25 protein-coding genes and 1 riboswitch are annotated in these 25,906 nt (G+C 43.5%); of the genes, 18 read left to right on the top strand and 7 right to left on the bottom strand.

Annotated elements, in window-relative coordinates:
• Nucleotides 1–167: 167 nt before the first annotated feature.
• The 4 genes from AC4EG4_RS13940 to AC4EG4_RS13925 all read left to right on the top strand — a co-directional run bounded on the left by AC4EG4_RS13940 (nucleotide 168) and on the right by AC4EG4_RS13925 (nucleotide 3,530).
• Nucleotides 168–1,724: a fatty acid--CoA ligase gene (locus AC4EG4_RS13940; protein ID WP_490988151.1), complete on the top strand. Its 1,557-nt coding sequence runs from the start codon at nucleotides 168–170 to the stop codon at nucleotides 1,722–1,724.
• 31 nt (nucleotides 1,725–1,755) lie between these two features.
• Nucleotides 1,756–2,154 (top strand): hotdog fold thioesterase, encoded by a 399-nt coding sequence (locus tag AC4EG4_RS13935; protein WP_490979513.1) that lies wholly within the window; start codon nucleotides 1,756–1,758, stop codon nucleotides 2,152–2,154.
• 159 nt (nucleotides 2,155–2,313) lie between these two features.
• The gene (locus tag AC4EG4_RS13930; protein WP_490979514.1) at nucleotides 2,314–2,466 is read left to right on the top strand and encodes a hypothetical protein; all 153 of its coding nucleotides are present in this window, start codon (nucleotides 2,314–2,316) and stop codon (nucleotides 2,464–2,466) included.
• A 101-nt stretch (nucleotides 2,467–2,567) separates the two neighbouring features.
• The gene (locus tag AC4EG4_RS13925) at nucleotides 2,568–3,530 is read left to right on the top strand and encodes a hypothetical protein (protein ID WP_490979515.1); all 963 of its coding nucleotides are present in this window, start codon (nucleotides 2,568–2,570) and stop codon (nucleotides 3,528–3,530) included.
• On the opposite strand, the gene AC4EG4_RS13920 is transcribed toward AC4EG4_RS13925, so the two are convergent.
• From AC4EG4_RS13920 to AC4EG4_RS13905, 4 genes are all read right to left on the bottom strand, one after another.
• Complete coding sequence (locus AC4EG4_RS13920) at nucleotides 3,527–4,441, bottom strand: LysR family transcriptional regulator (RefSeq protein WP_490988150.1); 915 nt, start codon at nucleotides 4,439–4,441, stop codon at nucleotides 3,527–3,529. The two genes, AC4EG4_RS13925 and AC4EG4_RS13920, sit on opposite strands and share 4 nt — an antisense overlap.
• A gap of 124 nt (nucleotides 4,442–4,565) precedes the next feature.
• Nucleotides 4,566–6,287, bottom strand: coding sequence for a GMC family oxidoreductase (locus AC4EG4_RS13915; protein ID WP_490988149.1), 1,722 nt, complete (start codon nucleotides 6,285–6,287; stop codon nucleotides 4,566–4,568).
• Between the two features lie 26 nt (nucleotides 6,288–6,313).
• Complete coding sequence (locus AC4EG4_RS13910) at nucleotides 6,314–7,078, bottom strand: gluconate 2-dehydrogenase subunit 3 family protein (protein ID WP_490988148.1); 765 nt, start codon at nucleotides 7,076–7,078, stop codon at nucleotides 6,314–6,316.
• Between the two features lie 234 nt (nucleotides 7,079–7,312).
• Nucleotides 7,313–7,567 (bottom strand): hypothetical protein, encoded by a 255-nt coding sequence (locus AC4EG4_RS13905; RefSeq protein ID WP_490988147.1) that lies wholly within the window; start codon nucleotides 7,565–7,567, stop codon nucleotides 7,313–7,315.
• A 210-nt stretch (nucleotides 7,568–7,777) separates the two neighbouring features.
• Here AC4EG4_RS13905 and tatC point away from each other — a divergent pair, with 210 nt between their 5' ends.
• From tatC to AC4EG4_RS13855, 10 genes are all read left to right on the top strand, one after another.
• The gene (gene tatC, locus AC4EG4_RS13900) at nucleotides 7,778–8,515 is read left to right on the top strand and encodes a twin-arginine translocase subunit TatC (RefSeq protein WP_490988146.1); all 738 of its coding nucleotides are present in this window, start codon (nucleotides 7,778–7,780) and stop codon (nucleotides 8,513–8,515) included.
• Nucleotides 8,516–8,532: 17 nt separating this feature from the next.
• Nucleotides 8,533–8,748: a twin-arginine translocase TatA/TatE family subunit gene (gene tatA, locus AC4EG4_RS13895; protein WP_185960020.1), complete on the top strand. Its 216-nt coding sequence runs from the start codon at nucleotides 8,533–8,535 to the stop codon at nucleotides 8,746–8,748.
• A 135-nt stretch (nucleotides 8,749–8,883) separates the two neighbouring features.
• Complete coding sequence (locus tag AC4EG4_RS13890; protein WP_490988145.1) at nucleotides 8,884–10,548, top strand: formate--tetrahydrofolate ligase; 1,665 nt, start codon at nucleotides 8,884–8,886, stop codon at nucleotides 10,546–10,548.
• Between the two features lie 156 nt (nucleotides 10,549–10,704).
• Nucleotides 10,705–12,204 (top strand): carboxylesterase/lipase family protein, encoded by a 1,500-nt coding sequence (locus tag AC4EG4_RS13885; protein WP_490988144.1) that lies wholly within the window; start codon nucleotides 10,705–10,707, stop codon nucleotides 12,202–12,204.
• 28 nt (nucleotides 12,205–12,232) lie between these two features.
• Nucleotides 12,233–12,463 carry a hypothetical protein gene (locus AC4EG4_RS13880; protein WP_490988143.1) on the top strand — a complete coding sequence of 77 codons (231 nt, stop codon included), beginning with the start codon at nucleotides 12,233–12,235 and terminating at the stop codon, nucleotides 12,461–12,463.
• A gap of 55 nt (nucleotides 12,464–12,518) precedes the next feature.
• Nucleotides 12,519–13,820 (top strand): DUF4139 domain-containing protein, encoded by a 1,302-nt coding sequence (locus tag AC4EG4_RS13875; RefSeq protein ID WP_490988142.1) that lies wholly within the window; start codon nucleotides 12,519–12,521, stop codon nucleotides 13,818–13,820.
• 153 nt (nucleotides 13,821–13,973) lie between these two features.
• Entirely contained in the window at nucleotides 13,974–14,588 is a 615-nt protein-coding gene (locus AC4EG4_RS13870; protein ID WP_490988141.1) for a PH domain-containing protein, read from the top strand.
• A 97-nt stretch (nucleotides 14,589–14,685) separates the two neighbouring features.
• A complete protein-coding gene (locus AC4EG4_RS13865; protein WP_490979526.1) occupies nucleotides 14,686–15,090 on the top strand; it encodes an acyl-CoA thioesterase in 405 nt (134 codons plus the stop codon).
• An 81-nt stretch (nucleotides 15,091–15,171) separates the two neighbouring features.
• Nucleotides 15,172–15,273: riboswitch (purine riboswitch) on the top strand.
• Between the two features lie 145 nt (nucleotides 15,274–15,418).
• On the top strand, nucleotides 15,419–16,006 hold the full coding sequence (locus tag AC4EG4_RS13860; RefSeq protein WP_490988140.1) for a xanthine phosphoribosyltransferase: 588 nt from the start codon (nucleotides 15,419–15,421) through the stop codon (nucleotides 16,004–16,006).
• The gene (locus tag AC4EG4_RS13855; protein ID WP_490979528.1) at nucleotides 16,003–17,319 is read left to right on the top strand and encodes a nucleobase:cation symporter-2 family protein; all 1,317 of its coding nucleotides are present in this window, start codon (nucleotides 16,003–16,005) and stop codon (nucleotides 17,317–17,319) included. Before AC4EG4_RS13860 ends, AC4EG4_RS13855 begins: the two co-directional genes overlap by 4 nt.
• A gap of 532 nt (nucleotides 17,320–17,851) precedes the next feature.
• On the opposite strand, the gene AC4EG4_RS13850 is transcribed toward AC4EG4_RS13855, so the two are convergent.
• On the bottom strand, nucleotides 17,852–18,856 hold the full coding sequence (locus AC4EG4_RS13850; RefSeq protein WP_490988139.1) for an alpha/beta hydrolase: 1,005 nt from the start codon (nucleotides 18,854–18,856) through the stop codon (nucleotides 17,852–17,854).
• Nucleotides 18,857–19,121: 265 nt separating this feature from the next.
• On the opposite strand from AC4EG4_RS13850, the gene AC4EG4_RS13845 reads away from it, so the two are divergent.
• Nucleotides 19,122–19,859: a hypothetical protein gene (locus AC4EG4_RS13845; RefSeq protein WP_490979530.1), complete on the top strand. Its 738-nt coding sequence runs from the start codon at nucleotides 19,122–19,124 to the stop codon at nucleotides 19,857–19,859.
• 110 nt (nucleotides 19,860–19,969) lie between these two features.
• The gene (locus tag AC4EG4_RS13840) at nucleotides 19,970–20,908 is read left to right on the top strand and encodes a ring-cleaving dioxygenase (protein ID WP_490979531.1); all 939 of its coding nucleotides are present in this window, start codon (nucleotides 19,970–19,972) and stop codon (nucleotides 20,906–20,908) included.
• A 228-nt stretch (nucleotides 20,909–21,136) separates the two neighbouring features.
• Here AC4EG4_RS13840 and AC4EG4_RS13835 read toward each other — a convergent pair whose 3' ends face one another.
• Complete coding sequence (locus AC4EG4_RS13835; protein ID WP_490988138.1) at nucleotides 21,137–22,045, bottom strand: proline dehydrogenase family protein; 909 nt, start codon at nucleotides 22,043–22,045, stop codon at nucleotides 21,137–21,139.
• 267 nt (nucleotides 22,046–22,312) lie between these two features.
• Here AC4EG4_RS13835 and AC4EG4_RS13830 point away from each other — a divergent pair, with 267 nt between their 5' ends.
• Both AC4EG4_RS13830 and AC4EG4_RS13825 read left to right on the top strand, forming a co-directional pair.
• On the top strand, nucleotides 22,313–23,722 hold the full coding sequence (locus tag AC4EG4_RS13830; RefSeq protein WP_490988137.1) for a hypothetical protein: 1,410 nt from the start codon (nucleotides 22,313–22,315) through the stop codon (nucleotides 23,720–23,722).
• 141 nt (nucleotides 23,723–23,863) lie between these two features.
• On the top strand, nucleotides 23,864–25,180 hold the full coding sequence (locus AC4EG4_RS13825; RefSeq protein WP_490979534.1) for an acetamidase/formamidase family protein: 1,317 nt from the start codon (nucleotides 23,864–23,866) through the stop codon (nucleotides 25,178–25,180).
• 162 nt (nucleotides 25,181–25,342) lie between these two features.
• On the opposite strand, the gene AC4EG4_RS13820 is transcribed toward AC4EG4_RS13825, so the two are convergent.
• Nucleotides 25,343–25,903: a shikimate kinase gene (locus AC4EG4_RS13820; protein ID WP_490988136.1), complete on the bottom strand. Its 561-nt coding sequence runs from the start codon at nucleotides 25,901–25,903 to the stop codon at nucleotides 25,343–25,345.
• Nucleotides 25,904–25,906: the final 3 nt, after the last annotated feature.

The raw sequence follows: 25,906 nt of genomic DNA, 5'->3' as shown, positions 1-25,906 counted from the left end.
TGCTCAGGTGATTAGCATCGGCTTTTGATATTCGTAAACGTTATCAAAAAAAGGGACTAATTTCTTACACAAAGATGAGTCTTTGAATTGTTGCAATATTACTTATTTTCTGACATTATGAATTGAAATGAACTAAGAAGATTTCATTAGAGGAGGAGAAGCAAAGTATGTACGCGACACTCGGTAAAATCTTTGATCAGACAGCAGATCAGTACCCGGATAAAAAAGCGTTGGTGGATATCAGAAGAGGGGAAAGCTGGACTTACGCGCAATGGCGCAAAGAAGTTCACCGCTTAGCGAATGCGCTAACTTCGGCGGGCGTCAGTAAAGGCGATCGGGTTTCAACTTTTTTGTTCAATAATCGCGAATTGCCTACCGTGCTGTTTGCTTGTGCAAAAATTGGTGCTGTGTTTAATCCCATTAACTTCCGCCTAAAGCCAGAGGAGTTGGTGTATATTTTGAATGATGCAACCCCTGAAATCGTTTTGTTCGAGGAAGCTTTAGAAGATACCATCAAAAGCGTTGCTGCCCATTTTCCGAGTATCCAATTTTGGTTTATAGATGACAAAGTTCCGGACTATGCGGTGAGTTATCAGGAGCAGGTAAGCAGGGCATCAGCGACGGATCCTTATGTGCAGGTCGATGAGCTCGATACTTACGCTATTATGTATACGAGCGGAACAACAGGACGCCCAAAAGGAGTCATTCATCGCCATCGTGATATGGCTGAACAAAGCCTGACCTGTATTGCCATGCTGAAGTATACGAAAAACGACGTGGGACTGGTTATTGCGCCGATGTTTCATTGTGCTGAGCTGCATTGCTGCGTAATTCCGCGCGTTCAAGCAGGAGCCTCGAGCGTCATCATGCATCAATTCAACCCGCAGGAAGCTGTGGACACAGTGGAGAAAGAAAAAGTTACAGTGATGTTTGCCGTGCCAACAATGTGGAGCATGATGGCAGATTTGGACGGAGCAAATGAAAAAGTCAAAACTTTGCAGCGTGGATTGTATGGTGCGGCTCCAATGGCCCCTGTACTGGTCAAACACGTTAAAGAAGTACTGGGAATCAATTTGATTCAGGCATACGGCCAAACGGAAATGGGTCCAGCTATTACGTTTCTTGCTGAAGATGAGCAGTTAACGAAAGCAGGATCTGCCGGCAAGCCTGCCTTCAACCATGAAATCCGTATTGTTCGGCCAAATGAAAAAGGACCTTCAGAGCCGGATGAGCAAGTAGGGATATTTGAAGTCGGGGAAATCATTGTTCGCGGGCCAAGCATGATGGCTGGCTATTTCCACCGTCCACAAGCCACTTCCCGCGTATTATACAAAGGTTGGTACCATACGAGTGATTTGGGGTATCTGGATGAGGATGGCTATTTGTTTGTGGCTGATCGAGTGGATGATATGATCATCAGTGGCGGAGAAAATATTTATCCGCGTGAAGTAGAAGACGTTCTGCATGAACATGAACTGGTTCAGGACGTTGCCGTGCTGGGAATTCCTGATGAAAAATGGGGAGAAGCCGTTATGGCCTTTATTGTTGTTAAAGATGCCTTATTGACAGAGCAGCAGCTGGAGGAGTTTTGCCTCAACAATGAAAAATTGGCACGTTTCAAGCGGCCAAGAACTTATCGCTTTGTCGATGAATTGCCGCGCAATGCCAGCGGGAAAATACAAAAGTTCCTTCTGCGTGAACTTTACGCAAAAAGCAAAGCTTGAGGAACGGTAGATAAAAAAGGAGACTGCCAGTATGCAAATGAAGCCTTTGGAAGAAACAATTGCAGGTGTATTAGGAATCGAATTCATTGAAGTTACCCCGGACAAAGTAGTTGCAACCATGCCTGTTCACGCAGCTACACATCAGCCTTTCGGACAGCTGCACGGCGGGGCTTCCGTCGTGTTGGCAGAATCGGTTGCCAGTGTCGGGACCTGGGAGTCCATCGATCAGGAAACCGAAATTGCTGTCGGTTTGGAAATCAATGCCAATCACTTGCGCGGCAAACAGGACGGACTGGTAACTGCTACCGGTACACCATTGCATATAGGCAGGACCACGATGGTTTGGGATATTAAAATTGTCGATGAAGAAGAAAAACTGATATGTGTGTCAAGATGTACCGTCGCAATTGTCAAAAAGAAAAAGCAATAAGCTCAAATGAAGGATGTCTCCCTGCCACGGTAATAAAAGCAGCGAGGCATCCTTTCGCATTTTAAGAAACGCCTGAAGCAATTTTAGTGGCATCCGCAGAAGTCTCTGAATAATGGAGAGCATTGGGAATAAAAATAAGAAATTTGAGGAGAGATTATGATGGCAAAAAACAAAAATTTAGAGGAACTAAAGCAAAAACAGCTGGAAAAGGAACAGAGAGAACAAGAAAATGAAATGGAAATGGCAGACAGCGGAAGAATTTCGAATCTGCAGGACAATCTGGAAGAAAGGGAACAACAGGAAGAACGATAGAAAAACAATATCCGCATCCCGGTTTCGACCGGTGTGCGGGTTTTTCGCGTTAAGGCATGTTACTATAGACACTATCAAAATGCAAAGAGAGAGTGGTTTATATGTTTAATTCCTTAACTGAACTAATGGACGCAAAAGAGTTGACAGACAAGCGCTCAATTTCGTGGAATCAGATTTGCCAGGAAGAGCAGTTATCGGAAAAATTCATTAAAGAAAACCTGGACCAAGTGAATTGGAAGCTGGTTTCACGTTTCCAGAAACTATCAGAAGGCTTTATTCGCAAGTACAAAAATCGTTTGTTTTGGAACGAGATCATTCAAGCGCAAAAGCTTTCCGAAACCGCCATTGAGAAGTATGCAGATAAAAAGAAATGGACTCCGATTGCTCCAGAAGAATTGAGTAAAAAGCAACAAAAAACAGCAGAAAAAGAAGGTGAATCCTTTGATGAGGCAGAATACTGGAGGCTTGTTTCAATGAAGCAGCAGCTGGCCAACTCAAAAGGACTGTCACCGGCATTTATTGAAAAGCATCACCACAAATTATCGTGGCCAGAGCTATGCCGTTATCAGTATTTGCCGATGCCGTTAATCCATCGTCATGCCCGTCAAGTCGATTGGACATTAGTGACGCGTCATCAGATTTTGTCTGAACGGTTTATCGAAAAATACAGCAACGACGTAGAATGGGAAACCATCACGTTTCACCAGTCACTATCGGAGCGCTTTATCAACCGCCATCATGCAAAAATGAGTTTTATTTCAGCGGAAGAAGGACGCTCGGAAAGCTTCCTTTATACCCATTTCAATAAACTGGATGCTGCATCGATTCTCGAGCACCAGCAGTTAAAAGAAGTGGTGAAGTACGATCCATTGGATGTTTATGTGCTGACTAAAAATGGCCAGAAAAAATACATTCTTAAGTTTCATGACCTCACCGAAAATTTAGAACCGGTCCGAAAAGCGGATGAGGAAGAATTGTACGAACAGCTGGAGGAAAATGATTTATTGGCAACAGTAGAAGAAGATTTCCCAGAACTGACGATTATCGGGGATGTGCGTTTCTAATCCCTTGCTTTGGCTGCTGAAGCTTGCTGTTTCTGTTCTTCTAAAAAGGCAATGGTATAAGCAATGAATTCCTTTACGGTATCTGTTTGGCTGCGCTCTTTGTGCCAAACGAGCCCTACCGAACGGGTGCATCTTGGTTCGGAAATTTTTAATTCTTTCAATTGAAGAGAAGAGATGCGTTTGCTTCGGATTAAGGATGGGCTAAAGGCAACCCCCAATCCTTTCTCAACCAATTCGTAAGTGACCCCTGTTTCGTCTCCCTCGAAGGCAAAGTCAGGATAAAAGCCTGCTTGTGCACAAAAGTTTTCCGTTAAATCGCGAAATCCATAGCCTGGAGGCATAACGATAAATGGATCATTTTGCACTTCTGTCAGCTCAATGCTTTTGCGTGAAGCGAGTGGGTGAGATAATGGCACTGCCAACAGAATCTCCTCTTCTATAATGGGATACCATTCAATGTTTTCTCCTTGGATGGGAAAAGTGGAAATGCCGACATCGATCTCCCCGCTTTCAAGCTGGCTTTGCATGCGCTGGGCAAAAGCCTGGTATTGGCGAAATTGAGCTTGAGGATGTATTTTCAGGAAACCGCCCAACAGTTCGGGGAGAATGGTCGGAATGGTGACTGCTACTGAAATCAAGCGATTTTGTTTTTCGGTCAAAAAAGCCAGTTCTTTCTCGCTTTTTTGCAGTTCCAGAAAAATCCTATCGACAGTTTTTAAATAGGCTTGACCCAAAGAGTTCAAGCGAATTTGCCGGCCGGTGCGATCGAACAACTGGTAGCCTAGACGAGTTTCCAGTTTGGCAATGGTTTTGCTAAGTGCTGGTTGAGATACATTAAGCGCTTGAGCAGCTTTTGTCAGATGCTGGTATTTTGCTACTTCTTGAAAATATTTTAATTGCAGAAAATCCATGTCTTTTTCTCCTCTCTAAAAGCTTTCTGATGCTGAACACATTGTAGTACATCCAAGCCTTATCCGGCAAATACACAAAAAAGCTTCAGGCTCTGCTAGAGAGCCTGAAGCTTTTTTGATTGGTTTAGACGAGAGAGCCGCCATCTTTTAGGAAGCGTTGAATTCCTTCCGCTGCTCGGTAAGAAAGCGCACCTAAAGTGCCTGTAGGGTTGAACGCGCTATTATGCGGGAAAGCGGAAGATCCGACAACAAAAACATTTTCGGCATCCCACATTTGCATATAGCTGTTGACTGCGGATGTTTCAGGGTCTGCACCCATGATAACACCGCCCGTATTGTGGGTATTGGTGTCTTTATTGACGTTAAAGTCACCTTGTTCTTCGTTTGTTTGAATAATGTCAGCACCAATTTCTTCAGCAATTTTATGGGTGACCTTCGAAATGTATTTCACCAGTTCACGGTCCTGTTCGGTGTAATCGAAAGTCATGCGCAGCAACGGTTTGCCGTAGGCATCCTTGTACTCGGGATCCAAGTCCAGGTAATTATAGCGATGCGGCATACTCGCCCCTTGCGATTTTACCGGAAAAAAGCTGTTTGCGTATTTGATTGATGCAGATTTAAATTCCGCGCCCCATGCTGGAGTCCCCGCAGGAACGACATTGTTGGCGATTGGCCGATTGCCGTATTGAGTGACGCGTATACCTGCACCGTGAAGGAAGTTCAAGTCAGAATGATCAAATGCATCACCGACAAAATCAGGGATTTCAATGCCAAGCGCGCCTGCGCCACCATATAGATTAAACTCCTTATCTTCAAAAAACATCATGGAAGAAGCGGAACTGACCTGGTAGCAATAGTTTTTGCCGATGGATCCTGTCTGGTTCGCGGAATTGTAGGGACGGCCTAAACCGGAGTTCAGCAAGAGGCGGACGTTGTTGAACACGTAGCTTGCTACAACGACGACTTCGGCCGGCTGTTCGAATTCTTCCCCTGTGATGGTGTCGACATAAATGACGCCTGTTGCTCTAGATCCATCGTTTAAGATTTCGATTACATTGGAGTGTGTGCGAAGGTCCAAGTTGCCGGTTTGTTTTGCGACAGGAATGACTGTAACTGCCGGGTCAGCTTTGGCGCCATATTCACAGCCGAAGTTTTCGCAGTATGCACAATACTGGCAGGCAGCACGGGAAATGCCATCCGGATTTTCGTAAGCTTCTGAAAGGTTGCCTGAAGGCAGTATATATGGAGAGTAACCTAAGTTTTTTGTGGCTGTTTCAAACATTTCCATAATCGGTGTTTTGAGCATTGGACCGGTTGGATAAGGGTTTGAGCGTGGGCCATAACCGAACCCCTCTACTGTTTCTCCAGAGATTCCCGCCATTTTTTCGAATGTATCGTAATAAGGTTCAATTTCATCGTAAGTAATTCCCCAGTTTTGAAGCGGCATGTCGGGGCTGATTTTGTCAGGCCCATAACGTTCTTCAGTCATAGTCTTGATTTCAAAGTCATATGGAAGAAAGCGGTAAGTTTGCCCATTCCAATGGCTTCCGGCTCCGCCAACGCCGTCTCCAACGATAAATGTTCCGTAATCCCGCATCGGGAGGGCACGCATCTTTTCGTTATTCCGGCTTGTAATGGTTTCTTTGGAAAGGTCCTGCATCAATTCTTCGCGGTGCTGATAACGCAATTCATCGTGGGCCATCGTGTAATCACTGGTATTCCGGTCTTTGCCGCGCTCAAGCCCGACAACGGAGATGCCTGCTTTAGTCAGTTCAGATGAAACAATGCCGCCTGCCCATCCCATGCCGACAACCACGACCGGTACTTTTGGTAATTTGGTCACCATAGTTAATCAATCCTTCCTATCTATCATTAATGACCCATGTGGCTTGTAAGGCTCTCCGGGTCCAATTGAACAAAATCACTGTTTTGTATTTCTTGTGCAAAGCTCAAGCGAGTGCCCGGGTATTTGCGCATCGCCCAGCCCTGCATTTCTTTGTTGCCGCCATATAGTGGATCAGCGTAAACCCCTTCAATTGTCAAACTGCGCAGCAGGCTGAAAAAGCTGCTTGAAGGCACTTTTGAAATCTCCGAAGCCTTGTCTTCACTGAAAGCCGTTAATACCTCGTCTTGTTGTTCAGCTTCAAGGTCAGTAAAGCTCGCTTCAAACGTTTTATTGCTGTAAGTGTTTAAAGCAGCCAATCCCATAAGAAAGAGGTCTTTTCGTAGAATGCGAATTTGGCTGCCTTGGGTTTCTTCTGCTTTGTAAAAAGGCCCCGCCATATATTCTTTGGAGTTGATGCCCCAAGCACCGGCAAGTTGGTGGTCGATGTAAATGGCGGCGTTCAAATCCATGGCGCCGGGTCCGTTATCATCTTTGGGATAAATGCGTTCCGCAGCTGCCTGAGTCAGTTGGTATTGAGCGGGTGTAAAGAACATTAATGCCACTGAAGGATTGACGGTCAGCGCAGGTGCAGCAGGTGCTGTTTGTTGTGTGGGTGTTGTACTGTTGCTTCCGAATAAACTTCCAATTGCACCTCCTAAAACAACGCCTCCGACTGTCAGTCCGGAATTTTTTAAAAAATCGCGTCTTGTTGTTCCTTTTTTGCCGACTTGTGTATTGCTGTTATCAGCCACATGAAAACCTCCAATTTCTTTAAAGTAAAACAGGGAAATCTCTATTTCTAAGCTTTATCTTTTGATTTATGTAATATGAAAAAACGATTCTATACACATAAATTAAGATTATACGCCGATGCAAGCATTAAAAATAATACTTATTTATCCATGAATAAATATACTTATGGTTATGAATGGAACAAAAAAGAAGATTCTTGCCATAAGGCAGAAACTTCTTTTTAAACAATCTTCTTAAAAAAATGAACTCCAGTTAAAAACCAATGAAAAGGCTACTGTTGCCAAAATCAGGCTGATATTAAAGAAAAGATATTTAGTCCCTGTCCAACATAATACGATAATGGCAAGTCCAGCTGAAGATCCTGCTAGAGCAAACCAAGGAAAAACAGTATTGTTTAGAAAAAGGAAGTACGAGAAATCACCTACCAAGAAAATGGCCAAAAGCAATTGGTTGACCATTCTTAATTCTTCATCGTTGTATTTTGTCATGTAAATCACCTGCCTCAACAAAAATTCGATAACCATAAATATATGATTTACAAATCGTTTATGAAGAGTATAATAACAAGTGGAAAGAAACGTCAATCACTATTTTGATAAAACTTTGACTTAGAAATTCGGTTTTGTTGAAATGCACTGTGTTTCGTCCGCGTTTCCATAACGGGTTTCCACATTCAAGCAAATAGGTGGGTAAGGAACATGGAACAAGAATTTACTCTCATTGAGCACTTAACAGAGTTAAGAAAGCGGCTCATTGTAATTGCGGTTGCGTTTATCGTTTCTCTAGGAATTGGATTTGCCATCGCGGCCAAAATTTTGAACTTCATCAAAATGCAGCCGACGGCAGTCAATGTAGATTGGAATGTTTTTGGTTTTACTGACGGTATTATGATTTATTTTAAATGTGCATTGCTTCTCGCAATTCTCATCACATTGCCGGTACTCCTCCACCAAATTTGGCTGTTTGTAAAACCAGGCTTGTCAGAAGGTGAAGCTAAAGGAACATTTTTATTTATTCCCGTATCATTTTTTTTGTTTTTGGCAGGAGTCAGTTTTAGTTACTTTATTTTGTTTCCGATGATGCTGAATTTTATGTCAGACATCAACCAGTCTATTGGTGCCACTGAAACTTATGGGATGAGCCAATACTTTACATTCATGTTTAATTTGATCATTCCGGTAGGAATTGTGTTTGAAATGCCCGTTGTCATCATGTTCTTGACCAAATTGGGCATAGTCACACCTATGTCTTTACGGAATATGCGGAAAATTGCTTATTTTGTTTTAGTAGTCATTGGTGTTTTAATTTCACCGCCGGATTTTCTGTCAGATGTTTTAATCATCATTCCGTTATTTGTTTTGTTTGAAATCAGTATTTTGGTATCAAGTGTGACATTGAGAAAGATGAACCAGCGAATTGAAAACGAAATTGCCTAGCAAAGGAGGAAATACAGATGCCGAATATTGGAGTGCCTGGGTTGATATTAATTTTAATCATTGCCTTAATCATCTTTGGACCAGCTAAGTTGCCGCAATTAGGGCGAGCAGTGGGCCAAACTTTGAAAGAGTTTAAAAACTCAACTAAAGAAGTGATGGATGATGTGACGTCAGAATTTGAGTTAGAAGAAAAGCAAAACAAAGAAAAGCAAACAGATCTTACAAAAAAATAAAGCGGTTTTCAGTTGGAAATTTTGCTTCATACAAGTACAAATAGCCGTTTCTCCGAAGTTTGGAGAAGCGGCTATTTTTTATTTTAGTAAAAACAGGTTATACTGAATAAAAAATTGAAAGTTGGGATCGGATTCATGGCGTTTACGGATTTATCAATTGCGAGCGAAGCAACAATACTGCCGATTTTGGAAATAGCTGAACAGGCGGGTATCTCTAAAGAAGCCTTGGAATTATACGGAAACTTTAAAGCGAAAATCAATGTAGATCAACTGCCGCCGGTTCAAAAAATGGGGCAAGTGGTACTCGTGACCGCCATCAGCCCGACTCCTGCAGGAGAAGGGAAGTCCACTGTGACCGTTGGGTTGGCAGATGCGTTTAAACAATTGGATGAATCAGTCGCAGTCGCGCTGCGGGAACCTTCTTTAGGTCCAGTTATGGGTGTGAAAGGCGGGGCTACGGGCGGCGGATTTGCACAAGTCTTGCCGATGGAAGATATCAATCTCCATTTTACAGGAGATATTCACGCCATCACTTCAGCAAATAACGCCTTGGCTGCATTGATCGACAATCACCTTCATCAAGGAAATCAGTTAAACATTGATCCACGGCGCATCACATGGAAGCGAGCGCTTGATATTAATGACCGGGCACTGCGCCAGGTGACAATTGGTCTTGGTGGTCCTGGACAGGGAATACCGCGTCAGGACGGCTTCGACATTACGGTGGCATCAGAAATTATGGCCGTGCTTTGCCTAGCATCTTCTTTGGGAGATTTGAAAGAGCGCCTGGCGCAGATGGTCATTGGCTATACGTATGACCGGGAGCCGATCACGGTTAGAGACCTGGGCGTAGAAGGAGCTCTAACATTATTGTTGAAAGAAGCTTTTAAACCGAACCTGGTTCAGACAATTGAAGGAACACCGGCCATCATTCACGGAGGGCCATTTGCAAACATTGCCCATGGCTGCAACTCGTTGATTGCGACGAATACAGCAAGAAGACTGGCAGATATCGTCGTCACCGAAGCGGGATTTGGAGCAGACCTAGGTGCAGAAAAGTTTATGCACATCAAGTCGCGAAAAGGTGGGTTCCATCCCGATGCGGTCGTCATTGTAGCGACGGTCCGTGCGCTGAAAATGCATGGCGGTATTGCAAAAAATCTATTGGCTGAAGAAAATGCCCATGCGGTGAAGCAGGGAATGGTTAACTTAGAAAAGCATGTGGACACCATCCGTCAATTTGGCATTGAGCCGGTTGTTGCGTTGAATCGTTTTGCGGGCGACAGTGAATCGGAATTAGCAGTTGTTCTGGACTGGGCGGAGGCAGAAGGTGTTGCTATCGCTATGACAGAGGTCTGGGAAAAAGGCGGGCAGGGTGGAATTGCCCTGGCTAAGTTAGTCAAACAGGAATTGGCGCGTCCGACTGATTTCCATCACTTGTATCAGGAAGACGATGACATCGAAGACAAACTTCGTGCGATTGTTCAAAAAGTTTACGGCGGAGCAGATATTCAGTTATCGGACCTTGCGCAAAAGCAGTTGGTCGAATTGAAAAAATACGGCTGGGACTCCTTGCCAATCTGCATGGCCAAAACCCAGTATTCGCTATCGGACCAACCTAAATTGCTGGGCCGTCCTGAAGGGTTTACCATTACGATTCGGGAAATACTGCCGAAATTGGGTGCTGGATTTCTAGTCTGCCTGACAGGGGATATTATGACCATGCCAGGTTTGCCTAAGAAACCGGCTGCAATGAGTATGGACGTTACTGACGATGGAGGAGCTGTCGGTTTATTTTGAATGCTGAAGACCCGGTAAAATGCCGGGTCTTTTTTGTGTGCACAGCCAGAAAAAAGTATTCTTAATAATACTTAATAATCAGATAAAAAAGGTTATTTAAGAAGATGAATGGTAGAATATAGGGGAACAAAGCATTACCAGTAAGGGGAGAAAACTATGACATCAACCATTGTTGAAAGTATATATGGAAAACTAAAAGGCCAGAAAAAAGGCAATGTGACTGTCTGGAAAGGAATTCCCTACGCTAAGCCGCCTATCGATGATCTGCGTTTTCGAGCACCGCAGCCTCCAGAACCATGGGAAGAAGTGCGCGAAGCTGAGTTGTTCGGTCCGGCTGCTATGCAAACATCCAATGGAGTGATGGAGTTTTTAGGAAACCAAACAGACAATTCCAGTGAAGATTGTCTGTATTTAAATGTCTGGTCACCGGCTGCGGACAACCGGCGCCGCCCGGTTATGGTATGGATTCATGGCGGTGCTTTTACGGCCGGGACGGGTACTAGCCAGACCTATGATGGACGTTCCTTCGCGGCTGAAGGAGATGTTGTAGTGGTGACATTCAATTACCGCTTAGGCGCTCTCGGCTTTTTGCATTTAGGCGGTATCGGTGGTGATGATTTCTCAGGATCCTGCAACTGTGGGATTTTGGACCAAATTGCAGCTCTTCAATGGGTACAGGACAATATTGAGAGGTTTGGCGGCGATCCAGAGCGTGTAACGGTTTTTGGAGAATCTGCAGGAGCCATGAGTATTGGTGTTCTAATGGCAGTTCCAAAAGCAAAAGGATTGTTCCATCAGGCAATTATGCAAAGCGGCGCCGCGGCCAATGTGCTCGCCTCCTCCACTGCTGAAAAGGTAAGCAGCCGCCTTTTGTCTGCTTTGAATATTGGGCATGGTGAAGTGGACAAACTTAGAAAGATTCCGGCTCAGCAGTTAGTAGATACAGCTGCTTTACTGCCAGCGATGAGCCTGATTCCTGTGGTTGAAGGAGACTTGCTTCCGGTCCATCCAGAGCGGGCGATAGCTGAAGGGGCGGCGGCAGAAATTCCGGTGTTGATCGGCACGAACAAAGATGAATACCGTCTTTTCAGCTTTTTTGATAGCCGATGGAAAGATTCCACTCCAAAAGAAATTTCATCTATTTTCGAACAGGCATTTGGCCTCAACTGGCTGGAAATTTCACAACACCTGATAAACGTGGAAGAACTGAATCAGAATATATACGACAAGCTGATGACGATGAGCTTGTTTACATTCCCGGCTTTAAAACTTGCAGAACTGCAGATCAAACAAAGGGCCTCGGTATGGATGTATCGCTTTGATTGGGAAACCCCTGCATTTGATGGACAGCTAAAAGCTTGCCACGGATTGGAGCTGCCATTTATTTGGAACAATCTTTCAAGAGCTGGTACAGAGCGATTAACGGGGAATTTAAAAGAGCGAAAGAAATTGGCGGAAGAGATGCATCAATCCTGGATTCGCTTTGCCCGAAGTGGCAATCCAAACACACCCCATCTTTCTGAGTGGGATGCGTATAATCTTGAAAATCGTCCCGTCATGATCTTTAATCGTGAAAATGTGCTTGTTCATGATCCAAACAGTGAGGAACGGGAAAATTGGATGAGTCTGATGGCGCATCTGGAAAAAGTCCGTTAACAGCAAACAGGAAAGTAGTGAAATTAAGGTGGCATGCCAAATTACCGTCATTGATTTTATTGAGCAAGGAACGGCGATTTACATAAAAATAGAAGTTTATGATTCTCAAAAAGACAAAAGGCACCAAGGGGAACTGCGATTTTTAGAAGAGCTGCTCTATGGCGATTTGGTCCATCCAAAAAAGTCTCCTCTAACAGAAGCATGCAGGTTGGATACAATCGCTTACTTAAAGCAGTATTTTAATCAATCACCGAAATGAGTTTAAGGTTCGACTTTGAATAGGAAAATTAGCTCTTAGCAAAGGAGAGGTCCGCATGAAATTCCAGTCAACGCGTGAGCATCAGGCAGCTTTAAGTTTGACCGTCTACAATGACGGATTCGGATTGATCAAAGAGACGCGAATAATTCCGGGGAATGCAGAAGTGACTGAAATTCAATTTATGGATGTCGCCTCAGGGATTGAGGCAGAATCGGTGTTGATCGATGGTCTGCACGTTTTGGAACAAAGCCATAATTACAATGTCATCAGCAAAGAAAAACTTTTGGAAAAATACATTGATGATGTTATTACGGTAAGAAATGCGGAACTCAATGAGGAGATGCAGATCCGCTTGCTCAGCGTTTCCGGGAGTCTTGTTGGAGAACGCGTCGACACGAAAGAAGTCGTGATTGATCCAATAGGTGAACTCATTTTGCCATCCTTGCCGGAAGGGCTATTGACGAAACCTGCATTAGTATGGAAAGTCGCTTCGATAGAGTCAGATGTGGAAGCGAAAATTTCCTATTTGACTCAAGGCTTGGAGTGGCATGCCAGTTATGTCGCGGAGATTCGTGGAGCCGAGCTAAATCTCTTGGGATGGGTCCAACTGTCCAATAACAGCGGGATTAGTTTTTTTGACAGCCGCTTCAAATTAATTGCTGGCAAGGTTAGCCGCTATGTGCAATCACATCCATTACATGCACAGGCAAGGCTGTTTGCGCAAGCCGAGGAACCGGAATCTTCTTTCCGGGAACATAGCTTTGCTGATTATCACACGTATAGCATTGCGAATCCAGTAACCTTGCTGAACGGACAGGTAAAGCAAATCAGTTTCCAAAACGTACAGAACGTGGTTTTCCGTAAGCTGTATAAAGTGACGCCTGACAGCCAGCAGGCGAAGGTGATTGTGGAGTTTGACAATACAGTTGAAAATAATCTTGGTATTCCCCTGCCTAAAGGGATTATCAAAGTATATGAACAGGACCTGGATGGAGAAATGGAATTTGCCGGAGAAAATGCCATTGGCCACACTGCACCACAGCAAAAAATATCTTTTTCCACAGGTGAAGCATTTGATATCGTCAGCAAAAGCTGGGAGAAAAAGCGTGAACGACATGGCCAGTCTGACTATGTGACGTATGTATACAAACTGCAAAACCAAAAATCGGAATACGTGCGAATTGAGGTTAATCATCAAATTCACGAACGGATTTGGCAGATGGAATCGTCGAGTCATGACTATGAGTTGGTACAGTCAAATGAACTGGAGTTTCGTGTACGCATCCCTGCAGAGAAGGAAGTAGATATGGAATTTACTTATAAAGTAGATAGAACTGAAGGCAAGTCAGCTAACTAGATGAAGAGTTGAGTAAAGTGACTGATGGGCAGCTAGTTTCATTTTGAGGAATTTGGAAAATGGAATTTCCTTTTGTTGATGTCCTTCGTATGTTTCTTTGATACACTAAATTTGAACGAACCACTATCACAAGGAAAAAGGGGAATGGGCGAGATGTTTAAAAAGATGGCTTCAGAAGCACTGGGTTTATCAGATATCGGAAAAATTATTGATCCGCAAGATTTTGACAAAACGGATTCTGATGATTATGTCATGTATGAAGATGGAGAAAAAATTTATTTTTTGATCAAGACAAAAGCCGACGAATACTGCTTCACGAACCTTGCCATTATTCATGTTGATGGAGATAGTGCAATGTCGTCCAAACGCACATTAAAACGCTATCCGTATTCCCAATACACGATTTCAGGTGTGGTTCTTGAAACTGCTGGAAAAATCGATTTGGATGTAGAAATTGCTTTTGTTGTAGGAACCATTCCATTTAAAATCGATGTTCAAAAACAGCAGGCAGATCGCTTAACCGATCTGTACAAATCATTGTTAAGAATTGCGGAAAATACTCATGAAAACTCAATCATTATTGGTATGGCCAATGATAGCCTGGAAAAAGCAGTGACTGTGCTTCAAAATTCCAGAACCGGAGAAGTGGCATTGGATGATCAGTACTCAAAGCTGACTGACTTTGGTTTTACTTGGATGACTTCTGTTCGCAACCAGTACCATGTTAAAGATTTTGGCGATGTGTTTGAAAAATACATCAACAATTAAACGAGGAAAGGTGGCTGCCAAATCGGTGCCATCTTTTTTAGTGATTTGGTTTTGCAATACCTGCGAATAAAAAACTAATAAGTTTAGGAGAGCGTTTATGTATAAAACAATAGTGACGCCAAGAGTTTCCGAGACAGATGCGGTTGGGCATATCAACAATACGACCTTGCCTGTATGGTTTGAAGCAGGCAGAAAGCCAATATTTGATCTGTTTACACCTGATCATGATTTTACGAACTGGAAAATGGTCATCGTTAAAACCACTTTAGAATTTGTAGGACAACTTTATTACGGGCGAGACGTTGAAGTACATGTCTGGGTCAAAAAAATTGGCAGCAGCAGTCTTGAATTGTATGAAGAGCTGCATCAAGACGGCAATCTTTGTGCGAAAAATGTTGCGGTCTACGTGAATTACAACTTGAATGCTCAGGAATCCGAGGCAATTCCGGATACAATTCGCCAAGAGTTGGGCAAGCATTTATGGGAAGAGAAAGACGAGTAAAGGATTGTTTTATCTGAATAAAAGGAATACTTTTTTAAGTTGCAGCTCTGTTGAAATGCGAAAACAGCGTGCTATAATGAAACCATTCAAATACAATTTACTCATATAATCGCGGGGATATGGCCCGCAAGTTTCTACCGGTTTGCCGTAAACGAACTGACTATGAGAAGCAACGAAGCATGAAAATTGCGCCTTTTTAGGCGTCTTTTCTTTTTGTTTCCTTTCGAATTCAAGCTCGAAGGACATTGCTCCACTCATGGTATGGATGGATGCACGTTCTGAGGGCTTTTTTTATGTCTTCAGCCGTGACAGAATAGGAGCTGACAGCATGAAAAAGTTAAAAGACAAAATTTTATCGGACGGCAAAGTCTTGTCGGAGTCGGTATTGAAAGTAGATTCATTTTTAAATCATCAAATTGACCCACCGCTAATGCAGGCGATTGGTGAAGAATTCGCTTTGCGTTTTAAAGAAGGCGGCATCACAAAAATTTTAACTTTGGAGTCCTCTGGAATCGCACCTGCAATGATGACAGGGTTGGTTTTAGGTGTACCAGCGGTTTTTGCAAGAAAGCGCAAATCCCTGACATTAGTGGATCATTTATACACAGCAAGTGTTCACTCGTATACAAAAAATGAAACCACTGAAATTTCAGTGTCAAAAGATTTTCTGCAGAAAGACGACGTGGTGTTGGTGATGGACGATTTTCTTGCCAATGGCCAAGCAGCACTTGGTTTATTGGACATTGTTGAACAAGCAGGCGCAAGATTGGCTGGAATTGGTATTGTCATCGAAAAAGGGTTTCAACCCGGGGGAAGCTTGCTTCGAGAGCGCGGCATCCGTGTGGAAACATTGGCAAACATTTCATCTTTGGAAAATGGGCAAGTGACATTTTTAGAGGAGGAGAAAAACCAATGAAAAAAGCACTGGGCGAAACAGCTTTAGGATTTCAACATGTACTGGCCATGTACGCAGGAGCGGTTTTGGTGCCGCTTATTGTCGGGGAGGCTCTTGGGCTGACAGCTGAACAATTGACGTACCTGGTTGCAATTGATATTCTGCTTTGCGGTGTAGCCACCATTCTTCAAATTGTCAGCAATCGTTTTTTTGGCATAGGCCTTCCGGTTGTTCTTGGCTGTACGTTTACTGCGGTTGGACCGATGATTGCCATTGGAGGGCAATATGGCATTTCCGCTATTTACGGAGCAATTCTCGTTTCGGGAGTGTTCGTAGTTTTAATCAGCGGATTTTTCGGCAGCTTGGTTCGATTTTTCCCGCCGGTTGTTACTGGAACAGTAGTTACCATCATCGGAATCACGTTAATTCCTGTAGCTATCAACAATATGGGGGGCGGACAGGGAGCAAGTGATTTTGGATCACTCGTCAATATTGGACTGTCTTTCGGTACTCTCTTTTTTATCGTGCTCATGTACCGGTTTTCTACAGGTTTTCTGAGAGCCATTTCTATTTTGGTGGGATTGGTTGTGGGAACGATTGTTGCTGCTTTTTACGGAAAAGTAGATTTTTCTCCTATCGCTGATGCCTCGTACTTCCACATGGTAGAACCTTTTTATTTTGGAGCACCGACTTTTGAATGGCCAGCTATTTTGACGATGATTTTGGTCGCAATGGTGTCATTGGTAGAATCGACGGGCGTTTACTTTGCACTTGGTGACATTACGAAAAAGAAAATTGCCGAGAAAGACTTGGCAAAAGGATACCGAGCAGAAGGATTAGCCATTATATTGGGAGGAATATTCAACTCGTTTCCGTATACTGCATTTTCACAAAACGTGGGATTGATCCAAATGTCTGGCGTCAAGTCACGCAAAATCATTCTGATTGCGGGCATTATGCTGATTACTCTCGGATTTGTTCCAAAAATTGCAGCTGTGACAACGATTATCCCCCCATCTGTCCTAGGCGGAGCCATGATTGCGATGTTTGGGATGGTCATTGCACAGGGGATAAAAATGCTGAGCACAATCATTACCGAGTCTCAAGAGAATTCCATGATTATTGCCTGTGCAGTCGGAATCGGACTTGGGGTTACTGTAGTTCCTGAGTTGTTTGTTCAACTGCCTTCGAGCATTCAAATTTTGACAAGTAACGGAATCGTTGCCGGCAGTGTTACTGCTATTGTTCTGAATATCTTGTTTAACATGCTGCCTTCTAAAAAACGGAAACGCGCTGCAGCTATTGTAAGGGAAAGCGCCATAAATCAAGGATAAATAACAACGAGCAAGCCACAAATAAGTGGCTTGCTCGTTTCAGACTGTAGACAAAGGCTTACCAAAATGAATGGCCGTGCATAGTCCCAACCGGTCCGGCCACTTCGCTTTCCGTGGGCTCAAGCTTCAGCCTCCTCGTCACTGCCGTTCCTGCGGGGTCTTCAGCTCTCGCTGGGCCACAGGAGTCTACGCGGCCAGCCCGGTTGGGAGCGTGTGGTTCTAATCGAAGAGAAAAGCCTGCTCGTCATTTCTAAGTTACACGAGTTCCGACAATCTTGTTCATTACTTCACGCAAGAATTCGGAGCGCAAGACGGCGACTCCTGCGGGAGAACGGAGTGATGAGACCCCGCAGGAGCTTGCGACGAGGAGGCTCAGCGCTTCGTCCGCGGAAAGCGTCCGTCTGGAGCGCAGGATTCCGTATAAAACCCGACCAAATGATACTTTATTCATTTTGTCTTGTAAATATTCTTTTATCTGCAAGCTCTAACTAGCAAGCCACAAATAAGTGGCTTGCTCGTTTTTTTTTTTGTTTTATTGGCTGTGGATGAAAAGGAATTGAAGAGTTTTGTCGAGCGTTTCCCGTGCATCTTTTGTGCTTAAATCGTATTGATACTCGTGCTTCAGGTTTTTTTGGGTACCTTCAAAAAAGACGGAACTGACCTGAACATTATGGGATTGCAGAACATCTGCCAGTTCAGTGGATTGCGACACAAAAGGATCTGCATCACCGACTGTGATAAAGGCGGGCGGAAAGTCAGAAGTGACATGTTGGACCGTCGACAGTTCATCAATCCTCTGGAATGATTCGAATGGCTCTGCTCCTGTGTAAGCTGATAAATAAACATCGATATTGGGGAACGCAGTGGCTCTGACTGAGTCTAAGTTGTACAAGCCACACAAAAGCAATGTTCCTCGAAGTTGACTGGTGGAAACGGCTGGTTGAATTGCCATTGTTTCAGCCAATTCTACGCTTGACACAAGCGCGGCAACTTGACTGGCGATCTGTGCTCCTGCTGAATCACCGCCTATAAACACACGGTTCATGTCGCCGCCGTATTCAGCAGCATGAAGCTGCATATAAGCGAGTGCTTTATTTGCCTGAACAACTGGACCTGGATAAAGAGACTCTGGGGCTAATGCATAATCAATATTCGCCACTACGTAGCCAGCATTCGCTAAAGCCATTGCATAGTCTTGACGACTTTCTTTAGAGCCGCCGACATAGCCCCCTCCATGAATCCACAAAATGACTGGCATGGAAGCGGCTGCGTGTTTAGGATAATAAACATCCAAAAAGCTGTTAGTCGATTCGCTGTAGGACAAGTTTTTAACAATGTGGACCCGCTTATTGATTTCATTGATGTTGGGTGGGGAGCTGAAGGCAGCAGATCCTGCAATTTGTATGGAAGCAGAAGCATCGGGAGAAGAGGTGATTTCTCCAAAAGTGACCGCTCCAAATAATAGCGCTATCAGGAAAAAAGGGATGATCCATTTTTTTCGATTCCAATGTATGAGTTTAGCTCCCAAAGTACCCACCCTTTAAAGTGAATTTTTATTGCTAATTGCAACGACGACTGAATATGTACTACCTCACTTAACAAGATGCAACCTAAAATTTTCGAACTGTCTGTGATTTTTCACTTCTTTATATAATAGCTATGCTAACACGAAAAAGATAGTAGAAAACAGATTAAATTTATTAAATTGAAACATGTTTGTAATGCTAGATAAGCAGGAATGAAACATAATACGGGTAACTTATGAGGTAGAGCTTTTTGAGCTTTCGAGAAGGAGTGAGCGAATGTTCGGATTAGCTGATTTAGTTTCATTAGTAATTTCTGCATTTATTATTTTACCGGTTGTAGTCTTTTTAAGAGAATCCGGTTATTTGTTGATGAGCTTGATCTTGGGTGTTAAAAACCCGCGGATGACAATTGGCTCGGGGGCAAGGATTATTAAAATAGGGATGTTCGATATACGAAAATATTATCATTTGTATAGCTGGTATTCGTATGATTCATTGAAAAGAGAAGGGAAGTTTGCCTACGTATCGCTTTACGCGGGTCCAATTCTAGTGAATCTGGTAGTGGCCGTTACAATAAACGCCTTATTAGCGAATGGCATGCTGGAAGAGTATGCCACTTTTTGGGACCGGTTTGTTTTTTATGCATTTTACTATGTATTGTTTGATATTGTCCCAATGAAAACAGCTAATGGAATGCCAAACAATGGACTGATTATTTACGATATGCTGCGTTATGGCAGACGAGTAGATTTCAACGAAGACCCGTTTCTGCCTTCTACCTCTGAAGTGGAAGAGCAATATCAGGATGATGTAGAAAAAGTTGAGGAAATTAAAGAACAGCAGAAAGAGCAAATAGAAATAGAACAGGAAAAGTCGAATATTTCTAAAACTGAAGAACATCAAATCAAACAAGAAATTGAAGAAGATAAGGAAGATAGCAAAGAAAGTTTGGAGGAAATCAAGAATCAAAGAGAAGAGCAGTTGGAACAGCATAAAGACAATCGACCGAAATGATAGTTTGATCTACAAAATCCAATTTTAGATACGAGCGTCAATACTTTTAATTCGAGATAATATGATGGTAAGATAGGCACATAGATTTAACACTAAAGGAGTGCTGAAGAATGACGAAGAAGTCAATGGGAATTCACCACATTACCGCAATTGTTGGTGACCCGCAGGAAAATGTGGACTTTTACGCAGGAATATTGGGTTTGCGATTGGTTAAGAAAACAGTAAATTTTGATGATCCAGGAACGTATCACTTGTATTTTGGTGATGAAACCGCGAAACCGGGAACCGTCATCACGTTCTTTCCATGGGGAGATGCCTATAAAGGCAAAATTGGAGATGGACAAGTGGGTGTCACCACCTATGCAGTACCTGTTGGAGCTTTAACTTTCTGGGAAAACAGATTGGAAAAATTCAAAGTGCCATTTTCAAAAACACAGCGTTTTGAAGAGCAGTACTTAACATTTGATGACCCGCATGGCTTGCATTTGGAACTGGTCGAAAGAGAACAGGGAGAGCCAAACAGCTGGACTATCGGTGAAGTGGAAGAAGGAGTTGCGATCAAAGGATTTGGTGGAGCCACTTTGTTTACAGCCAATGCTGACAAAACGGCTGAATTATTGGAAACAGTTATGGGTCTTGAGAAAATCGGAGAAGAAGGCGATCTCTTGCGTTTCCGCGCAGCAAGCGACTTGGGCAATATCATTGATGTGAAATTGTCTCCAGTCGGAACCGGACAAATGGGTGTTGGAACGGTCCACCACATTGCTTGGCGTGCACAAGATGATGCCGATCAACTCGACTGGAAAGAACATGTGGAGGCTTATGGATTGGGTGTAACCCCTGTTCAGGACCGCAATTACTTTAACGCCATCTACTTCCGGGAATACGGAGACATTTTATTTGAAATCGCAACTGATTCCCCAGGATTTGCAATAGATGAATCTCCAGAATCGCTCGGCGAAGCATTGATGCTGCCGCTGCAATACGAAAGACACAGAAAAAATCTTCAGCAAGACCTGCAGCCAATCCAAGTAAGAAATTTGGATTGAAAAAAGAAAAGCGGAAGCAGCCGTTTAGTCCCGACAAGCGCTGGAAGCCTTGCCGGTAATGGCGGTCTTCGCCATTGCTGGAAAGGCTGAAGCGACTCGAGGGGCTGGCTGCTGAAGCTGGACAAAAAGAAAAGCGGAAGCAGCCGTAATAGTTTTTCTACCAGCATTTGTTTAACCGAATTGATAGAAAAAGAGCCCTTTCAGAAAATTTCTGAAGGGGCTTTTTTTCTATTTAGAGACAAAACTTTTCAAGGCCAAATTGATATTTTGAGGTCTCTCAGCCAGTCTTCTCATATAGTAGGCATACCAGTCTTGGCCAAAGGGCACGTAAGTCGTGAACGCAAACCCCTCTTTTGCCAGATCCTTTTGCATTTCGGTACGAAAGCCATAGAGCATCTGAAACTCAAAGCTATGCAGCGGAATCTCTTTTTCTGTTACAAATGTTTTTACTTGTTCAATAATATGATGATCATGCGTTGCGATTGATGTGTATCCGGGAGCTTGAAGGTGGATTTTGATGAGCTTCAAATAATTTTCATCAATCTCTTTTTTCTCCTGAAGAGAAACTTCCGGGCTTTCTTTGTAAGCACCTTTTACAAGGCGAAGGCGAACATTTTTGAGATTTTCCACGTCTTTTTCAGCTCGGTACAAATAGGCTTGGATGACAGTTCCGACATTATCGTATTCTTTCAGCAAGACGTCTAGGATGTCCAGTGTTTGCTGCAGATGATCATAATCTTCCATATCCAAGTTAATGAAAATATCATAATTGGCAGCTGCTGCGACAATTTCCTGAATGTTTTTCAGGCAAAAAGAAAAGTCAACATCTAGACCGATTTGGGTCAATTTGATGGACATGTGTGCATTTACACCATGAACTTGAATCGCTTCGAGTGTTTCCAGGATAGCTTCTTTGGCATGCGTTGCTTCTTCTCTAGTCTGAACAAATTCGCCCAAATTATCGATTGTAGCACTAATTCCATCCGCATTAAGTTCCTTGACTGACTGCATCATACTTTTGATGTCAGTTCCGGCCACCACTTTCCCGGCGCCGAGTTTCAAACCCCATCTTTTAGCGCCGCTGTTCAGCACTTGATTTTTAGATAAGGCAATGAAGAAGCTTCTTGTTACACCCACGTTTATTTCCTCCTATACTATGAGAACACGATATTAATATGGCAAGCCTTTTATCCAAGGGAAATGTCTGCTCAATGAAATACGATCATTGTTACCTCAGAGCATATCACATATTAACTGAAAACAAAAAATCTTTGAGTGCAGCTGTGAAATTGCCGCCACCTCAAGTCGTCAAGTTGAATCCCAGAGGAATTCGCGGGATTCGAAAGATGTCCCTTGTAAAAGGTGTAGAATAGGAAAGATGATGGCGAAACTAGGGGGGATGAAATGAAACAAAAAGCTGCTCAGGGATTTATTTTTTCCGTTTCAGCATATGCCTTCGTGCATTTTATCACCTACTTTTTTGAGAGTGTTCTATTAACCATGCTTCTTCCAATTTTAGGTGTGCTCCTCTTATTGTCGGCTCTGCTCTTGCTGCCGTTTAAAAAAATTCAACTCCAACTCTTTTTAGTAGTTACGGCATTAGCTGTGCTGTTTTTCACAAGCAATTCCTTTGAGATGGACATCGTCGAAGGATTGCAGCAGATGAGAAGCCTGATTGGTCTGCTGTTGATTGTACCAATGATCAGCTGGGTTTTGAAAGAAGAGCCTTATATAGAAGAGATTATGAGTTTTGCGCATAATTTACTAAATCAGAGCCAAAAATTCTATTTTGGTCTGATGGCAATGACGCAAGTGATTTCCCATTTTCTTCTCTTTGGGGTGGTGCCGATGATGTATCGCTTTATCGATACATTTTTAAAAGAGCATAAAGATGAGGCGTGGGAAAACTTTAAGGGCACAGCTATTTTGCGTGGCTTTGGATTATCTACCTTATGGGTCATCAGCATTCCCAGCTTTATCTTCGCAGTGGAAGCGCTGGAAGCAACTCTTTGGAAATCGATGGCGCTCGGATTCGCTTTCGCTTTCGCGGGTACGATTTTGTCGGTTATTTTCTCTTATTTTCAGGAAAAGAAATACGGTGTGGATTTTACCTATGTCTTGAAACAGGAAATCGATAAAGCCATGAAGAATTCACGCAATCAAGGGAAATGGAACAAAGACGTCGCGGAATTTGTCTTTCTGTTTATTTCGTTGTTTGGGACCATTTTCTTTGTGCACGAAGTGACCGGCTTGGAATTTTTGTTGACCATTCCATTGGTGATTCTTGGGTGGACCCTAATGTATTTTTTGATCAAAAGAAAACCTTCCAGTTTTGCGGTGGAAGCCCGCTACTACTTGTCTACTGGCATTGCTAAACAAGCGCAGCAGTTTAGCATTTTAGTTGCTGCGGGATTATTGATTTATGCACTGAATCAGTCGAATGTAGGTGACTATGTAATCGGTGGCATGAACTATTTGACGAGTATTATTCCTGTACTGAATGTTCTGTTCCTGGTCCCATTCATTGTTATTTTCTTGGGATTTATCGGTTTAGGTCCGCTGCCAGTCATAGTATTGGTGACGGGAGTGTTAGAAGCAATTCCTTTCCCGTATCCGCCAGAATTGGTAGTGCTCGCGGTAACTTCAGGAAGCGTTATCTCCATCATTTTATCGCCTTTTGTCATGCCGGTTATTATTTTGAGCAGTGTCAATGGATTGAGCGGCATCCGCAACGGCCTTCAATTCAATTTGAAGTTTGCTGTCGCTTTTTACATTATGGTTCAATTATTCATCCAAACGGCAATTCATTTATGAATAAGTTCTCGAAACGCATGCAAGTCTCAAAAGACTCTCATGCGTTTTTTCTATGGAAATATAAAGCGGAAAATTGAAAGCTTACAACCCATAGCGTATAATTTTAAAAAACTGAATATTAAAATAAGGGAGGAAAAAAAAGTGGAAAAAAAAGTCCAGACGAAAACAGCAGTGGAGACTTTGTTGGTTAATCGGTATGTCGATGGTGTCTTGGATCCTGGAAAAGAAATGCTTGGGCCGATAAAAGACGGCGGCCATATCATTGCCCATACAGCCCCCGGATGCTGGGGACCAATGATTACGCCTTGTATACGTGGCGGGCATGAAGTGACACAGCCAGTTTATGTCGAAGGTGCAGAACCAGGGGATGCAATTGTCATTAAGATCAAGTCAGTCGAAGTCACGTCTCATGCTACTGCTTCAGGAAATGACAGTCCAGTGGAAGGCCGTTTTCTTGGAGATCCTTTTATCGCGGTAAAATGCCCGGGATGTGGAACGATGTATCCGGATACGGTTATTAAAGGCGTTGGCAGCGAAGCGATCCGCTGTGCCAAATGCGATGCGGATGTTACACCATTTGTTTTTACAAATGGCTACACGATGTTTTTCGGAGAAAAAGGTGATGTAGGAATCACGTTGTCGAAAGAAGCAGCTGAAACGATTGCCGAAGATGGCCGTGGTTATATGAAAACACCTGAGAATTCTGTGCAAAATCCGATTGTGACGTTTGCTCCTCATGATTTGGTTGGAACCATCGCGCGCATGCGGCCATTTTTGGGGCAGCTGGGAACAACGCCTTCCCGTCCGACCCCTGATTCACACAACGCCGGGGATTTTGGTTCATTTCTTGTTGGGGCTCCACATGAATATGCGAGTACGCAGGAAGAGTTGGAGACGCACCGAACAGATGGCCATATGGACATTAGCCGTGTCCGTGACGGAGCAATATTGATTTGTCCGGTAAAAGTACCGGGAGGCGGTATTTACCTTGGTGATATGCACGCCATGCAGGGAGATGGAGAAATTGCCGGACATACTTCGGACGTTTCTGGAATCGTTCACTTGGAGGTTCATGTTGTCAAAGGGCTAAATAACGCAGGACCGATTTTGCTGCCAAATGTGGAAGATCTGCCTTATACTGCTAAACCTTTTACACAAAAAGAGCGAGAGACAGCCCGTCAGCTTGCGGAAAAATGGAAGATAGACAAGCTGGAGGAATCGTTGCCAATTTCTTTCGTGGGGACTGGGCCGACGTTGAATGATGCGACAGAAAATGGCTTGCAGCGAGCAGCCGATCTTTTTGATGTTACCGTGCCGGAAATTATGAATCGGGCTACGATAACGGGATCAATTGAAATTGGGCGACATCCTGGAGTAGTGACCATCACATTCCTGGCACCTGAACATTATTTAAAAAGAGCCGGATTGTTTGACCTGGCAAAGGCACAATACTCTTAAAAAAGCGGATGCGGCTGTTTAGGCCCGACAAGCATAAGGCGTGCCGGAAAGGCGGTGTTCTTTGCCGCCTAGCTGGAATGACTTATGATCTCGAGGACCCAGCCGCATCTGCAGAATAGAACATGAAAAAAACCGCCATGTAGAGATGGCGGAGTTTCTGTTTTAATTTGACTGGGGTGCGTGGATTTCCCAGGATAATTTTAAGGCGTCTGCCAAATATTCAGCGGCTTCTTCTGCTTTGAAATTATCCACTTGGAGCTTGGAATGGTTTACTGAGTAGATAGATTGCCGTTCGAGAAACAGCGTTTTCATGTCTTCAAGAGAGCGCTTTTGCAACAAAGGCCGGTTATCAACGAGAATATGAATGCGATCTTTCCACGATTCCCACGAAATATCGAGAAACAGGACGATGCAATTGGCCATGCAGATGTCCTGTATTTCTTTTTGCAAAAAAGCACCACCGCCGACAGAAATGATGTTCAGCGGTTGTTGGCTATAGTGTAAAATCAATTCTTTTTCTTTGGCACGAAAGGTTTGCTCCCCATAAGTTTCGAAAATTTGCGGAATCGGCATGGCAAATTCTTTTTCGATCTCCACATCAATGTCTACAAAATTGCGGTAAAGCTTTTGGGCAAGCAATTTTCCAACGGTTGTTTTTCCGACTCCCATAAATCCGATGCACACAATGCTTTTTTCCCTGATGGATAAACCGAAATTTCTCATGGA

It is taken from the genome of Planococcus sp. TJ-201, assembly GCF_058268495.1.
Note: the sequence above shows the minus strand (reverse complement) of the source record. Positions and strands in the feature narration are given on the sequence as shown.